13 protein-coding genes are annotated in these 13,622 nt (G+C 37.1%); 6 read left to right on the forward strand and 7 right to left on the reverse strand.

What is annotated here, in order from left to right; genetic code table 11:
- The first annotated feature begins 8 nt into the window (after positions 1 to 8).
- Positions 9 to 536 (forward strand): alpha-ketoglutarate decarboxylase, encoded by a 528-nt coding sequence (locus RM706_RS01790; RefSeq protein ID WP_311349306.1) that lies wholly within the window; start codon positions 9 to 11, stop codon positions 534 to 536.
- An 11-nt stretch (positions 537 to 547) separates the two neighbouring features.
- Here RM706_RS01790 and RM706_RS01795 read toward each other — a convergent pair whose 3' ends face one another.
- From RM706_RS01795 to RM706_RS01805, 3 genes are all read right to left on the reverse strand, one after another.
- Positions 548 to 895: a hypothetical protein gene (locus RM706_RS01795; RefSeq protein ID WP_311349307.1), complete on the reverse strand. Its 348-nt coding sequence runs from the start codon at positions 893 to 895 to the stop codon at positions 548 to 550.
- A gap of 67 nt (positions 896 to 962) precedes the next feature.
- Positions 963 to 2,003, reverse strand: coding sequence for a UDP-glucose 4-epimerase GalE (galE, locus tag RM706_RS01800; protein WP_311349308.1), 1,041 nt, complete (start codon positions 2,001 to 2,003; stop codon positions 963 to 965).
- Between the two features lie 10 nt (positions 2,004 to 2,013).
- A complete protein-coding gene (locus RM706_RS01805) occupies positions 2,014 to 3,168 on the reverse strand; it encodes a DegT/DnrJ/EryC1/StrS family aminotransferase (protein ID WP_311349309.1) in 1,155 nt (384 codons plus the stop codon).
- Positions 3,169 to 3,377: 209 nt separating this feature from the next.
- On the opposite strand from RM706_RS01805, the gene RM706_RS01810 reads away from it, so the two are divergent.
- The 3 genes from RM706_RS01810 to RM706_RS01820 all read left to right on the forward strand — a co-directional run bounded on the left by RM706_RS01810 (position 3,378) and on the right by RM706_RS01820 (position 6,180).
- Positions 3,378 to 4,496 (forward strand): 3-deoxy-D-manno-octulosonic acid transferase, encoded by a 1,119-nt coding sequence (locus RM706_RS01810; RefSeq protein WP_311349310.1) that lies wholly within the window; start codon positions 3,378 to 3,380, stop codon positions 4,494 to 4,496.
- A gap of 33 nt (positions 4,497 to 4,529) precedes the next feature.
- Positions 4,530 to 5,909, forward strand: a complete 1,380-nt coding sequence (locus RM706_RS01815; RefSeq protein ID WP_311349311.1) for a sugar porter family MFS transporter — start codon at positions 4,530 to 4,532, stop codon at positions 5,907 to 5,909.
- A 121-nt stretch (positions 5,910 to 6,030) separates the two neighbouring features.
- Positions 6,031 to 6,180, forward strand: coding sequence for a hypothetical protein (locus tag RM706_RS01820; RefSeq protein ID WP_311349312.1), 150 nt, complete (start codon positions 6,031 to 6,033; stop codon positions 6,178 to 6,180).
- Positions 6,181 to 6,205: 25 nt separating this feature from the next.
- Here the strand turns inward: RM706_RS01820 and RM706_RS01825 are convergent, their stop codons facing one another.
- The 4 genes from RM706_RS01825 to RM706_RS01840 are packed head-to-tail and all read right to left on the reverse strand — an operon-like array spanning position 6,206 to position 11,828.
- Positions 6,206 to 7,513, reverse strand: coding sequence for an ATP-dependent 6-phosphofructokinase (locus RM706_RS01825; RefSeq protein ID WP_311349313.1), 1,308 nt, complete (start codon positions 7,511 to 7,513; stop codon positions 6,206 to 6,208).
- Between the two features lie 14 nt (positions 7,514 to 7,527).
- On the reverse strand, positions 7,528 to 9,156 hold the full coding sequence (gene pckA, locus RM706_RS01830) for a phosphoenolpyruvate carboxykinase (ATP) (RefSeq protein ID WP_311349314.1): 1,629 nt from the start codon (positions 9,154 to 9,156) through the stop codon (positions 7,528 to 7,530).
- 23 nt (positions 9,157 to 9,179) lie between these two features.
- The gene (locus RM706_RS01835) at positions 9,180 to 11,018 is read right to left on the reverse strand and encodes an SLC13 family permease (protein WP_311349315.1); all 1,839 of its coding nucleotides are present in this window, start codon (positions 11,016 to 11,018) and stop codon (positions 9,180 to 9,182) included.
- Positions 11,019 to 11,036: 18 nt separating this feature from the next.
- Complete coding sequence (locus RM706_RS01840; protein WP_311349316.1) at positions 11,037 to 11,828, reverse strand: universal stress protein; 792 nt, start codon at positions 11,826 to 11,828, stop codon at positions 11,037 to 11,039.
- A gap of 194 nt (positions 11,829 to 12,022) precedes the next feature.
- On the opposite strand from RM706_RS01840, the gene RM706_RS01845 reads away from it, so the two are divergent.
- Positions 12,023 to 12,751 carry a DUF2490 domain-containing protein gene (locus RM706_RS01845; RefSeq protein WP_311349317.1) on the forward strand — a complete coding sequence of 243 codons (729 nt, stop codon included), beginning with the start codon at positions 12,023 to 12,025 and terminating at the stop codon, positions 12,749 to 12,751.
- A 106-nt stretch (positions 12,752 to 12,857) separates the two neighbouring features.
- Positions 12,858 to 13,583: an energy transducer TonB gene (locus RM706_RS01850; protein WP_311349318.1), complete on the forward strand. Its 726-nt coding sequence runs from the start codon at positions 12,858 to 12,860 to the stop codon at positions 13,581 to 13,583.
- Positions 13,584 to 13,622 lie beyond the last annotated feature (39 nt).

Consider the following 13,622-nt stretch of genomic DNA (forward strand, 5'->3'; position numbering starts at 1 on the left):
CTTTTACGATGAATTCAAAAAGTCAATCTTTTTTATCAATAGCCCTTTTGTCACTTGTTTTTTGCAGTATTCAAAATGTCTATTCGCAGCAATTATCTAAAAGTGATTTTTGGCAAAATGTGCGCTTTGGTGGTGGTTTGGGACTTGGTTTCACAAATGGAGGGTTTAATGTAGCTCTATCCCCTAGTGGAATTTATCAAGTGAATGAAAATTTTGCAACGGGTTTGGGACTCAATTTTAATTACACCAAATTCAATAACGATACTTTTACTGCCTATGGCGGCAGTTTTATGAACTTTTTTAACCTGATACCCCAAATACAGTTATCAGCAGAACTGGAGCAATGGCGAGTGAATTCTAATATTGGACTTGATGGTGCAGATATATCGGAAAATTATTGGACAACCGCCTTATTTTTGGGCATAGGATACACCTCTCGAAATGTAACGGTCGGACTCCGTTATGATATCATTTATGATGATGAACGAAGTATTTATATAGACCCTTTAATGCCATTTATTCGATTTTATTTTTGAGAGCTAAAACCTTATTCAAACTGGTTTTTGTAGCATACTTTTTGAAATTCTCTGTTTAGAATTAAAAAAGTAACCTCTTTTGAAACCTCAACCACATCAGAACTTTTAATTCTCCTTAAACTTTTTTCAGGAATGTCAATTACATATAATACATTGAGGTAGTCATCAAATTTTTCTAGTAGTAAAACATATAGTTTCTCTTGAATTAATTGCGTGATTTCATGGGTAGTAATTTGCCTACTTAATTCAAGTTCAATATTGGCACGATTAAAGTCTTTTTGAATTTGGATTAACAGTTTATCATAAAGCCCATTCTCATAAGCTTTATCAAATAATTCTTGATTTGTTTTAAAATCCATTATCAAAGATTCATAAAAAAAGGAAGACGAATTTCGCCCTCCTTTTAAAAATATAGATTCAAGGTTTTTAAACCGAAACTTTTTCTTCAGACTTTCTCATTTTCTTTTCCCAATCCCATGCAGATTTCATAGCATCATCTAGAGTAGATTCAGCTTTCCACCCCAATATCTTATTCGCCTTTTGCGTATCAGCATAGGCTTGAATTACATCACCTTCTCTTCTAGGGGCAATTCTATACTTTAACTTTTCACCTGTAACACGTTCAAAGCTTTGTATCACCTCTAAAACAGAGCTTCCGGTTCCAGTACCTAAATTAAAAACTTCAAAGTTTTGTTCATTATTATCTTCCACTAATCTTTTAAGGGCGGCAACATGAGCTTTAGCTACATCAACTACATGAATATAGTCACGAATACAAGTACCGTCCGTAGTTGGATAATCGTCACCAAAAACTGAAAGTTGCTCTCTTAATCCAATCCCGGTTTGAGTAATGTATGGTAATAAATTTTGCGGAACACCAATAGGCAACTCACCTATTTCAACAGTCGGGTGTGCACCTATGGGGTTAAAATAACGCAATGCTATAGCTGACAATTGTGGGTTCACCCTGCACGTATCTTTAATAATTTCTTCTCCAACCTGTTTTGTGTTTCCATAAGGTGATTCGGCAGGTTTTACCGGTGCATTTTCAGTAATTGGCATTTCATCGGCCTGCCCATATACAGTACAAGAAGAACTAAAAATAAAGTTTGCACTACCTTTTTTAGAAAGTGCTTGAAGCATATAAACCAAAACCCCAATATTGTTTTCATAATACAATAACGGATTTTCAACACTTTCGCCTACTGCTTTCGATGCAGCAAAATGAATTACTCCTTCAACATCAGTATTCCTAGTAAAAAAATCCTCAACTTTAAGTTTATCACGAAGATCAAACTTTTCAAAAATTGGCTTTTTTCCAGTAATAGCAACAATACCATCCATTACATTTTCGGAAGAATTGCTTAAGTTGTCAACAATGACCACATCAAAACCTTCATTTTGAAGTTCAACTACGGTATGAGACCCAATAAAGCCCAAACCGCCGGTAACCAGTATCTTTTTCATCTTTCGATATTTACTTATTTAGAAAATCAATAACTAATTTGGTTATAAAGTCAATTTGTTCATCATCCAGTTCCGTATGCATAGGTAAAGAAATTACTTCTTTAACCAATTGGTTGGTGAGTTTAAAATCAGCTTCATTGTAACGCGAATCCAAATACGCCTTTTGATTATGAAGCGGAATTGGATAGTACACACCACATGGAACGCCATTATCATTCAAATGTTGCACCAATTTGTCTCTTTTTTCGCTCAATACACGTAGTGTGTATTGATGAAAAACATGGCAATCACAAGTGTCACAAATACCATCACAGCCATTTACAGTTGTAGGTACGATAATATCAGATTGACTTTTAAAAGAATTGGAATACTTTTTAGCTGCGGCACGCCTTTTTTCGTTATAAGTATCGAGTTTAGGAAGTTTAGCTCGCAAGACCGCTGCCTGTAAAGAATCTAATCTAGAGTTTACTCCGACTACATCGTGATGGTAGCGCTTATACATACCATGGTTTACTATTCCTCGAAGGGTATGTGCCAATTCATCATCATTGGTGAAAATTGCTCCGCCATCGCCATAACAACCTAAGTTTTTAGATGGAAAGAAAGAGGTAGAAGCTACATGCCCGATAGTACCAGATTTTGCCTTTTTACCATCTTTAAACGTATGGGTGGCACCAATTCCTTGCGCGTTATCTTCAATTACATAAAGATTATGCTTTTTGGCCAAATCCATAATAGCGTCCATATTGGCACATTGGCCAAATAAATGTACAGGAACAATTGCCTTGGTTTTAGGTGTGATAGCCTTTTCAATGGCAATAGGATTAATATTAAAAGTATTAGGTTCCACATCAACTAAAACTGGTGTCAATTGCAATAGGGCAATGACTTCAACGGTAGCTGCAAAAGTAAAATCAGCTGTTATAACCTCATCGCCAGGTTGTAACCCTAGGCCCATCATACAAATTTGAAGTGCGTCGGTTCCATTTGCACAGGGAATAACATGTTTTACCCCCAAATACCCCTCTAATTCTTTTTGAAAGGCATGAACCTCTGGACCATTAATAAAGGCAGAGGAATCCAAAATAGTCTCAAAAGATGAATTGACCTGTTCTTTAATTTCTTCATATTGCCCTTTAAGGTCAACCATTTGAATTTTTTTCATCTGCTTCAATTTTAGAGTACAAAACTAACAAATAAAGACCCCTTCGTTAGCTTTTGTTTCAAAGAAATGTATTTTAGCATAAAGACTTTTTAGTGCACTTTATTTATAACATACTTATCCAAATAGCTTGGTTTCATTTACAACTAATCGCAATCTTCAAACCAAAAATTAAACTTTTTGTAAAAGGTAGAGAAGACACATTTTCGATTTTGAAAAAACAAATTGATAAAGGTGACAAAACGATTTGGATACACGCCGCATCATTGGGAGAGTACGAACAAGGACTTCCCTTATTGGAAGAACTGAAAAAAAAGTATACAAAAAATAAAATTGTACTTTCCTTTTTTTCACCATCGGGGTATGAAGTAAAAAAAGATAAGACTCCAGCAGATGTAGTTATCTATCTGCCCATGGATACCATTGCCAATGCAAAACAGTTCGTTGCTTTGATCAAACCCGAACTGGCCATCTTTATCAAATATGAAATTTGGCCCAGTTACTTGCGTGAACTAAAAAAATGTAAGGTTCCCGCGCTTCTGGCTTCCGCTATCTTTTCTAGAAAACAAATCTTTTTCAAACCTTATGGTGGCTTCATGAGAAAAAGTTTGAAAAATATATCACATTTCTTTGTTCAAGATGATAATTCAAAAGATTTACTAAATACAATCGGGTTTAAAAATTGTACGATAAGTGGTGATACCCGTTTTGACAGGGTATTTCAAATTCTAAAGAATGACAATGAACTTGTATTTATGGCTACTTTTAAGGGGGAACACCGTTGTATGATTGCTGGTAGCACTTGGCCCGAAGACGAAACGATTATTGTTGATTACATTAATCAAATCAATGAAAATGTCAAGTTTGTCATTGCACCACACCACATCAAATCCTCTCATATAGAAAAATTGGTTGATAGTATCAATAAAAAAACAATACGCTATTCAAAAATGAAAGAAGCAACATTAGATGATGTAGAAGTACTCATAATAGATAGTATTGGTCTTTTGACCAAAATTTACAATTATGCAGACATCGCTTATGTTGGGGGTGGATTTTCGACTGGCTTGCACAACACTTTGGAACCTGCAGTTTTTGGAATTCCAGTCATCATAGGTCCAAAATACGATGGGTTTAAGGAAGCAGAAGACCTTGTAGAGCTGAATGGAATAATAAGCATATCCAATAAAAATGAATTTCGCCGCCAATTAGATGCGCTTTGGAGCGATAACACCTATTCTAAAAATACCGGAAAAATAAACGCCGACTATATCCAAAAAAAGCAAGGAGCAACTAAAGAGGTCATGTCGCACATTGTTAAGCTTCTTTAATTTTTAGTAGTTTTAGCCCAAACCAACTACCAGATGGACAAACGTATTCTAAGAATTTCGCTCACCGCAGCCTTAGCAGGTTTTTTATTCGGATTTGACACCGTAGTAATCAGCGGAGCAAACCAACCTATTAAGGAGCTTTGGGGTACAAACTGGTTTTTGGGCGATTCCATTTTCACCTTTCATGGCATTTTTATAATGTCAATGGCACTTTGGGGAACCGTTTTCGGATCTCTTTTTGGGGGAATTCCCACGGATAAATTAGGCAGAAAAAAGACGTTGTTTTGGATTGGGGTACTCTATTTTATCTCAGCCATAGGCTCTGCATTTTCACCCGAAGCTTATAGTTTTTCATTCTTTAGATTTATTGGTGGTGTTGGCGTAGGTGCATCTTCTGTTGCTGCGCCAATCTATATTTCTGAAATTTCTAATGCCAATAATAGAGGCCGTCTTACGGCGACCTATCAATTTAATATCGTATTCGGTATTTTAATTGCTTTCATATCAAACTACCTTATTGGAATCTTTTTTAGTGCTGATGTTTCCTGGCGTTGGATGTTAGGTATGGAAGGGCTACCAGCTTTGATTTACACTGTAATGGTACTTAAGATTCCCAATAGCCCTAGATGGCTCTTAATGAAAGGGCAAGATGATACAACAGCTTTGAGTGCATTTTCTTTGTTAGGAGTTGAAAGTGAAGAAGCAGCAAAGAGAATTGTTGAAATCAAGGATGCATTACTTAAGTCAGCAACAACAGTAAAAGAAAAATTATTTTCAGGCAAGTACAAAAAACCGTTGCTATTAGCCTTCTTTTTGGCATTTTTCAATCAGTTGTCCGGAATCAATTTTGTACTCTACTACGCTCCTGAGATTTTAGAGCGTGCAGGGTTGGCATCTGGCGAATCATTGTTCAGTTCAATTTCAATAGGTGTCATCAACTTGATATTTACCTTCGTGGGCATTTCACTTATTGATAAACTAGGAAGAAAACAACTAATGTATATTGGTTCTCTTGGATATATTATTAGTTTGGCCGTTGTGGGATGGTGTTTTTATAGCGGAGCTAGCTCTTTAATTCTACTTATTTTTATATTAGTTTTTATTGCATCGCATGCCGTTGGACAAGGGGCAGTCATTTGGGTCTTTATATCAGAGATTTTCCCCAACAAGGTTCGGGCATATGGTCAATCATGGGGTACTGGGGTACACTGGGTTTTTGCTGCTTTAATCACGTTATTGACTCCAACTTTTTTAGATGCAGAAATTGGCATTTTTAAAGAAAATCCATGGCCGATATTTATTTTCTTTTCGGGTATGATGGTACTACAATTATTATGGGTGCTATTTGCAATGCCAGAAACTAAAGGCATATCCTTAGAAGACTTAGCAAAAAAGCTTAGTGGTAAAAAATGACGTTTGTTCATCGAAACTAAACACCCAAACGTACCTAAAACAAGGTATTTAATCGAATAAACAGCTATGTTTCAGCCTATTTATCGGGAGTTTTATGTACATTGAAACAAATTAATTTATCATGGCACAAAATACTTCTGTTGGATCTAGCTTTTTAGAAGGTTTTCTTCGAATAATGGTCTTTGCGCTTGTTATCATACTTATTGCTATACCAGTTTGCATTTTATTAGATAAATTAGGCATTTTTGATATGCTGGGATGGCAATTCTAATTTTAAATGAATATCGCTTAAAATCTTACATCAAAAAAGGCTGTCCGGTACTTTGTAAAACAGCGAACCAAAATTCACTTTCTAAGTCGATTTTCTTCCGTTTTTTGGTAACTGCTTTAATGGGCAAGTAGACCAACTTATTGTTTACCCGGCCGACCACAAACTTGGTCTTACCCGACATTGCTCCGTGTACCGCCATATAGGCCAAACCACTACAGAAAACACTATCTCCCGAATTGGCTGCCGAACTACGAATAATGTAACTAGGATCTATATACTTGATGGTTGTTGGATAAACATCTTTAAAATACTCTCCTATCTTTTGTTTTAAGAACAATCCAATATCATCGTGTTGTACATTACCTGACGCATCGGTACGAACCTCATCTTTTTCAAACAAGTGTTGGCCACCGCCTTCGGCAACTACAATTACCGCATGATGCTTAGTGTCTAAACGGTTTTTCAAATTCTCTAAAAAACCATTCTCACCATATAGGTTAAAATGCATTTCGGGTACCAATACAAAATTGACCACTGGCATGGCTAAAGCGGCCGAGGCAGCAATAAAACCACTATCACGACCCATTAACTTTACTATTGATATACCATTGTAAGCTCCAGAAGCTTCATTATGGGCATCTCTTAAAATCGGACTTGCAATATCGAATGAAGTTTCAAATCCAAAGGATTTATCAATAATATCAATATCATTATCGATTGTTTTGGGTATGCCAATAACACTGATATCCAATCCTCTTTTCTGAATCTCTTCACCTATGGCATTGGCCCCTTTTAGGGTTCCGTCACCACCAATAGTGAACAACATATCAATGCTGTTTTCAACCAAAGTATTTACCATCACAACAACACTTTGCCCGCCACGTGAAGAACCTAAAATAGTGCCTCCAAATTGATGAATATCATTAACCTTATCTGGGGTTAGTTCCATAAAACCATGGCCCATTTCAAGGTTTAACCCTTCATAACCGTAAGGAACACCCAGTATTTTCTTGACCCCATAAAAATAATGAAGTGCCATCACCACCCCACGAATCACATTATTGACACCTGGACATAGACCGCCACATGTTACAATTGCTGCCGTTACATTTTTTGGCTCAAAAAAGATATTTTGACGTGGCCCTGCTTTCTCTAAACAAGCAGGTGGCTCATTATTTTCAATACATTGGTTATAATTTTCCAATGAAAGATCGTAGACCAATTGGTCCTTATCATTAATAAAGTTAAAAATATTATCTCCCCTTACAGTGCTTAACTGAAGGGGAGATGCTACTTTGGGCGTACCCAAATTCTCAATTTTAAATCTACTCACAATTTATATTCCATTTAGAAATGCTCGTTCAAGCTATGGTGAGAGTCAATAAGCGGCCCACCGTTCAATATGTCCTCAGAAGCTTCACTAGCAAATTTATCAAAATTAATATGGAATGAATGCGCCAATTGTATTGCTTTGCTCACATAGGCTCCTTTTTGCAACCAGGTGTTCATCGGATCTAATATTTCGGTAGGTACGCCTGGGCAATACTTTGGCATGTGCAATCCGAAAATAGGATGCGCATCAAAATCCACCTTCTCCAATTCTCCTACTAAAATAGCAGAAATCATTGCTCTAGTGTACTTCAATTTAATTCTAGAACCTACTCCGTAAGGACCACCACTCCATCCAGTGTTGATCAACCAAACATTTACACCAGCTTCAGTCATTTTTTTGCTCAGCATCTCAGCATATACAGCAGGGTGCAAAGGCATGAAAGGTTCACCGAAACATGCTGAAAATGATGGTACTGGTTCGTTAATGCCTGCCTCGGTACCAGCCACTTTAGCAGTATATCCTGAAATAAAGTGATATGCAGCTTGACCTGGTGTCAGCTTAGCAACTGGAGGTAATACGCCAAAAGCATCACATGTCAAGAAAAAGATGTTCTTCGGGTTTTCAGCGTATGAAGGCTCCTCAATGTTATCAATATGATCAATTGGATAGCTTACCCTTGTATTTTGGGTAATTGAACTATCGAAGTAGTCTACTTCTTTGGTTCCCTCTTTAAAGACAACATTCTCAAGTAAAGCTCCCTGTCTAATCGCACGATAAATATCTGGTTCTTTTTCTTCAGTTAAGTCTATTACCTTAGCATAGCAACCTCCTTCGAAGTTAAAAATGATATTTTCGGCAGTCCACCCATGCTCATCATCGCCAATTAGTTTTCTGTCAGGGTCTGCGGATAAGGTTGTTTTGCCCGTACCAGAAAGTCCGAAAAAAATTGCAGTATCACCTTCTTCACCAACGTTGGCCGAACAGTGCATTGGCAACACGTTTTTGTCCACTGGAAGAATCAAGTTCAATGCTGAAAAAATACCCTTCTTCATCTCACCTGGGTACTCTGATCCACCGACCAATGCAATCTTACGGGTGAAATCAAGAATAGAGAAGTTTCCAGCAATGATTCCGTATGCCTTTGGGTCTGGACATTCATAACCTGGGGCACAAAGCACCAACCATTCTTCCTCAAAGTTTTCGAGCTCGTTTTCTGAAAGCCTTAAAAACATGTTCTTAATGAAATAATTTGACCATGGATATTCGGTTACCACACGTACATTCATCTTATAATCAGGGTGGGCGCAAACCGCGGCATCCCTGGCATATATTTCTTTACCTGATAGATATTTGGTAATCTCGTTTCTAAGTTTATCGAAATTATCTGGTGAGATAGGCTTATTGATTCGGCCCCACCATACACGATCTTTGGTGTAATCATCCTTTACCAAAAAACGATCTTTTGGCGAACGGCCCGTAAACTTACCGGTATTGATGCTCAAGGTTCCATTTTCACTTTCAACACCCATGCCTTTTTCTACAGTCATGCGCTGTAGGGTTTCCCCATCTAAATTCCAATGTATGTTATCACTTTTGATACCATACTTTTCTAAAGTTTTTGTTTGTTCTTTAATAGCATTCATAAATTTTAATTTTAAACGTTATTTTAAAAGTTCCAGATCAATGGCACCAGGGTAATTGTTGTTATAAAAAATAGCAACAATAATGGCCCACCGACCTTTACATAATCTAAAAAAGTATAACCGCCAGCGGATAAAACCATGGCGTTAGTAGTCGTACCTACAGGGGTCAAAAATGCTGTTGAAGCGCTTATGGCCACTGTTATCAAATAAGGTTTTGGCGAAACACCAAGTGTTGTTGCCGCCAATAATGCTATTGGTGCCATCAATACTGCTGTCGCAGAATTATTGATTGTCTGGCTAAAAGCAGTCGTTAGTAAAAAGATTCCTGCTAAAAGTGCTGTTGGATGGATACTTCCCAAGATATCAACCAAACCATTGGCCGCCATTTCAGCAACTCCTGTTTTTTGCAGTGCAGTTCCCATTGGAATCATAGCAGCAATCATGACAACGCTTGTCCAACTAATGCCCTTATATGCTTTTGAAATAGGAACACAACGGGTCAGTAACATAATTCCTGCACAAATCAAAGCGGCAATAGCGCCCGGAAATACCTTGAATACCAATAATAAAATCATCAATATCAAAGTTCCAATGGCGATATAACTTCTAGGGGTCAGTTGGGCCACATTTTTGGACATGGCCTCGGGGCTTCCCGAAATCACCACATTTTCATATAATGATTTCAAGGTTTCTATATTCTCCCAAGTTCCTCTGATAACGAAGGCATCTCCTGCTTCAATCTTAATCTTTCCGGTAAGAGGGCGATTATTTCTTGATGCAGCCAATAATTGCACCCCGGTCTGTTTTAGGTAATGCCCCAAGTTAATGACGCGTCCTACAAAAACCGAGTTTGGAGCAATGAACATCTCGGCCATACCAACTTCTTGATTGATCAATTCGTTTTTTAAGGTGTCTTTTTCAGCAGGTGTAGGAATAACACCCAAACTAAACTTTAGCACCAATTTATCAACCTCTTCTGGCTCGCCTTTTACCGTAATAATATCATGATAGCGCATTTCGGTATCCAGCTCAGGAAGATCAACAAATTGTGGTATTTTTTGTTGCAGAGGACTAGGGTGCCTTCGCTTTAAGCGCATAACAGAAACCGCATGTTCTTGCTCAAAACTCCAATCCCCTATTTTGGTATTGATCAAAGGTGACATTGACCGAATTCGCAGTCGATATAAATTATCACCAATACTATAATTTGATATCCATTTATGCATTTCAGCATCAATATCGGCTGGTCTTTCATTGGTCTGACGTTTAGGAAGCAAACGATACCCTACATACCTAAAATATACTATCGCAATAATCAAAAGCGGAAGCCCTATTAATGCAAATTCAAAGAAAGAAAATCCGTCAAGGTTATTTTCAACCAAAGTATTACTGGCAATGATGTTAGGCGGTGTACCTGTAAGGGTTAAAAGACCGCCAGTATTTGAACCAAATGCCACAGGCATCAATAACTTTGAGGGAAGCGTTCCTGCACTCCAAGCAGCTGAAACTGTAACTGGAAGCAGTGCCGCTACAGTACCAGTATTACTAACAAAACCTGAAAGGACACTAGCCCCCAAAGTAACTATAACTAATAATTTTGGTATACTTTTACCCGCCCAACTTACAAATCGTTGCCCAGCAAGTGCAGTCCAACCTGTTCGTGAAAGTCCTTCACCAATAATGAACAAAGCTGCTATCATTATTACCGTGGTATTACTAAAACCGCCCAAAGTCTCTTTTATATCAAGAATACCTGTTAGGTAAAGTGTCAACATGGACATTAGAGCAACCACATCTGGCGGAAATTTACCCCATACGAATAAGGCAATTGTAATAATTAGGATAATTAGAAGTGTAACCATTTAGACTTATCTATAATATTAATCTATTGTCAAAACAGGAACAGTAGAGTGCAAGGTCAACAACTTGGTCAATCTGCCTTCAGAAGCCTTTGTTTTCTGAGCATGGTTACGAGGTAGAATTGCTAAGAGGTCAATGTTTTTCTCCTCTATATAATCCAATATACCTTGCTCTATATCCTGATTTTTTTCAAAATTATGTTCTGAATAAAAATGTTCTAAATAGTACTCCAAAGTATCTTCATTGCTTTCTACGATAACGTTTTCTCCATATATCGATTCTTTATAAATGGTCAATACATGTACCTTGGCATTAAACGAGCGGGCAATTTGTAGAAGAAGGCTCAAAACTTTTGGGTCTTCAATTTCTTCTTTACCTAATACCAAAGCAATCTCTTTAGGAACCATAATTTCAGAACCAAAAGGAATTGTAATAACCGGGCAATCTACCTCCAAAACAAGTTTAGATGTATTCGTAACATGTGCATCGATACTAATATCACCTAAAGTGCCCATAATTACTAAATCTGATTTTTGTTCTTTTCGAGTTGTCAAGATAACATCGACCAAATCTCCAACCGCAACTAATATTTGAGGTTTAAGAGTAGTGCGCTTGTTTAAAGACTTGACGATATTATCAAAGTCTTCTTCTGCTTTTTTCTTATCGAAATCACTTACTTCTGAAGTGCTTGCATAAACTGCCTGAACCTGAATAGGATTTTCAAAACCTATAAAATCCAAAGTATAGCTTAATGCAGCTAATGCTGGTTCTGTAAAGTCAAAAGGGATTAAAATTTTTTTGATGTTGCTCATACCTAAGAAACTTAAATGGGTTAAAATTTAATTTCAGTTCAAAAGTAACTTGAGTAGCATAGTAAAAACATGACAGATGTCAGGTTCGGCTATTTATATGCAAAAAATTAATTTATTATCGATTGATGATATTTATCATGCTTTTGGTTTTTATTCTTAAGCAACTTTGTCCAAGATATTCTTAATGAAGGGTTATGGTGCACTTTCGCTACACAGCTATCTTACTAAAACAGCTTGTATTTATTATCATTTGTATAGCACTCACCCAAAACCTATTTTGCCAAAATGAACTGAAAGATGCCACTGGCACATGGTTGGTCATTTCCGGTAATAACAGTATAGCAAAAAAGTGGAGAATACCAACAGTAGGTGTCATAAGAGCTTATAATCTGGCAGAAACCACAGAGTTTGGTTTTTTCAGAACAGGATTGACCTATGCGCCAAATGCCAAGTACAATTTCACCTTAGGTGCTGCTTATTTAGACACTCAACCCTTTGATCACGATGAATTTGAAACCCTGACCACACAAGTCTGGACCTATCAAGAATTCTGCAATAGCACCAAACTTTACAATTCTAAAGTTTCACAACGGTTTCGATTGGAACAACGCTGGATCTCAAAACCAACTGAAGATATCTTCAACCTGCGTTTACGGTATCGGTTACAGTTCACAAAAGACCTATCTGAGCATTTATATATAAAGGTGTTTGATGAACCTTTTTTAGATTTTGAACAAGCCAACATCAATCAAAACCGATTTTATCTAGGTCTCGGTAGACGAATTACAAAAAACCTTAATGTTGAAATCGGATACATGAAAAACCACGTTGGACCAAACAACTTTGATAGGATTCGAATGGTATTTCTATTCAAGACCACCCTTTATAAAAAAGCAAAAGACAACTTCGTTAATGTCAATTAATTATCAATTTCGTAATAGAAAGGTGTTAAAATTAAAAAGTTGATAATTATCATGTTTTTTGCGCTATAGTAAAAGTACTTTTATTCCGTAATCAATATCAATTGTCATGGAACTCAAAAAAAATCCCAAAGCAGATCTAAATAGAAATAGTAGCCTGTATTTTGTAATCGGGTTAACTGTAGTGCTCTTTGCCACATGGAGAATGTTGGAATATAAGACTTATGACACCAATGAAGAATTTGCGCAGATTTTAGAGGTGCAAGATGATATGGACGAAGAAGTTCCGATAACAGAAATGATCCGTACCACGCCACCGCCACCACCACCTGCTGCTCCTGACGTAATTGAAATTGTTGAGGATGTCGAAGAAGTAGAAGAAACCATAATTGAAAGTACCGAAAGTAGCCAAGACACCTATATTGAAGATGCCATTGTCAGTGTCGACGATGTTGATGTTGGTGAGGACGAAGAGGATATTGTGGTACCCTTTGCCATCATTGAGAAAGTACCTATTTTTCCAGGTTGCGAACCTTGCAAAACTGAACAAGAACGCAAAGAATGTTTTAACAAGAAAGTTCAAGAACACATAAGGGCGAATTTTAATTACCCAAAAACGGCTCTTGAAATGAAAATTTCTGGTCGCGTTTTTGTGCAGTTTGAAATTAATACAAAAGGTCAAGTAGCGGGAATAAGAAAACGCGGCCCAGACCGTTTGTTAGAAATTGAGGCCGAACGAATTATTGCAAGTCTTCCAGAAATGAAACCAGCAATGCAGAGAGGTAGGACAGCTAGAATAGCTTATAGTGTTCCAATTAATTTTATGATAAAGTAAATAAGCAACACTTAAAAAAAGAGAAACCCTTAAGCAAAT

It is taken from the genome of Croceitalea rosinachiae (assembly GCF_031846445.1).
Lineage (GTDB): Bacteria > Bacteroidota > Bacteroidia > Flavobacteriales > Flavobacteriaceae > Croceitalea > Croceitalea rosinachiae.

Bases quoted from the DNA above. Each gene is read 5' to 3' on its own strand.
- RM706_RS01820 (WP_311349312.1), top strand. From the start codon at position 6,031: ATGGCACAAAATACTTCTGTTGGATCTAGCTTTTTAGAAGGTTTTCTT.
- galE (WP_311349308.1), bottom strand. From the start codon at position 2,003: ATGAAAAAGATACTGGTTACCGGCGGTTTGGGCTTTATTGGGTCTCAT.
- RM706_RS01845 (WP_311349317.1), top strand. From the start codon at position 12,023: ATGGTGCACTTTCGCTACACAGCTATCTTACTAAAACAGCTTGTATTT.
- RM706_RS01840 (WP_311349316.1), bottom strand. From the start codon at position 11,828: ATGAGCAACATCAAAAAAATTTTAATCCCTTTTGACTTTACAGAACCA.
- RM706_RS01805 (WP_311349309.1), bottom strand. From the start codon at position 3,168: ATGAAAAAAATTCAAATGGTTGACCTTAAAGGGCAATATGAAGAAATT.
- RM706_RS01835 (WP_311349315.1), bottom strand. From the start codon at position 11,018: ATGGTTACACTTCTAATTATCCTAATTATTACAATTGCCTTATTCGTA.
- pckA (WP_311349314.1), bottom strand. From the start codon at position 9,156: ATGAATGCTATTAAAGAACAAACAAAAACTTTAGAAAAGTATGGTATC.
- RM706_RS01815 (WP_311349311.1), top strand. From the start codon at position 4,530: ATGGACAAACGTATTCTAAGAATTTCGCTCACCGCAGCCTTAGCAGGT.
- RM706_RS01790 (WP_311349306.1), top strand. From the start codon at position 9: ATGAATTCAAAAAGTCAATCTTTTTTATCAATAGCCCTTTTGTCACTT.
- RM706_RS01850 (WP_311349318.1), top strand. From the start codon at position 12,858: ATGGAACTCAAAAAAAATCCCAAAGCAGATCTAAATAGAAATAGTAGC.
- RM706_RS01795 (WP_311349307.1), bottom strand. From the start codon at position 895: ATGGATTTTAAAACAAATCAAGAATTATTTGATAAAGCTTATGAGAAT.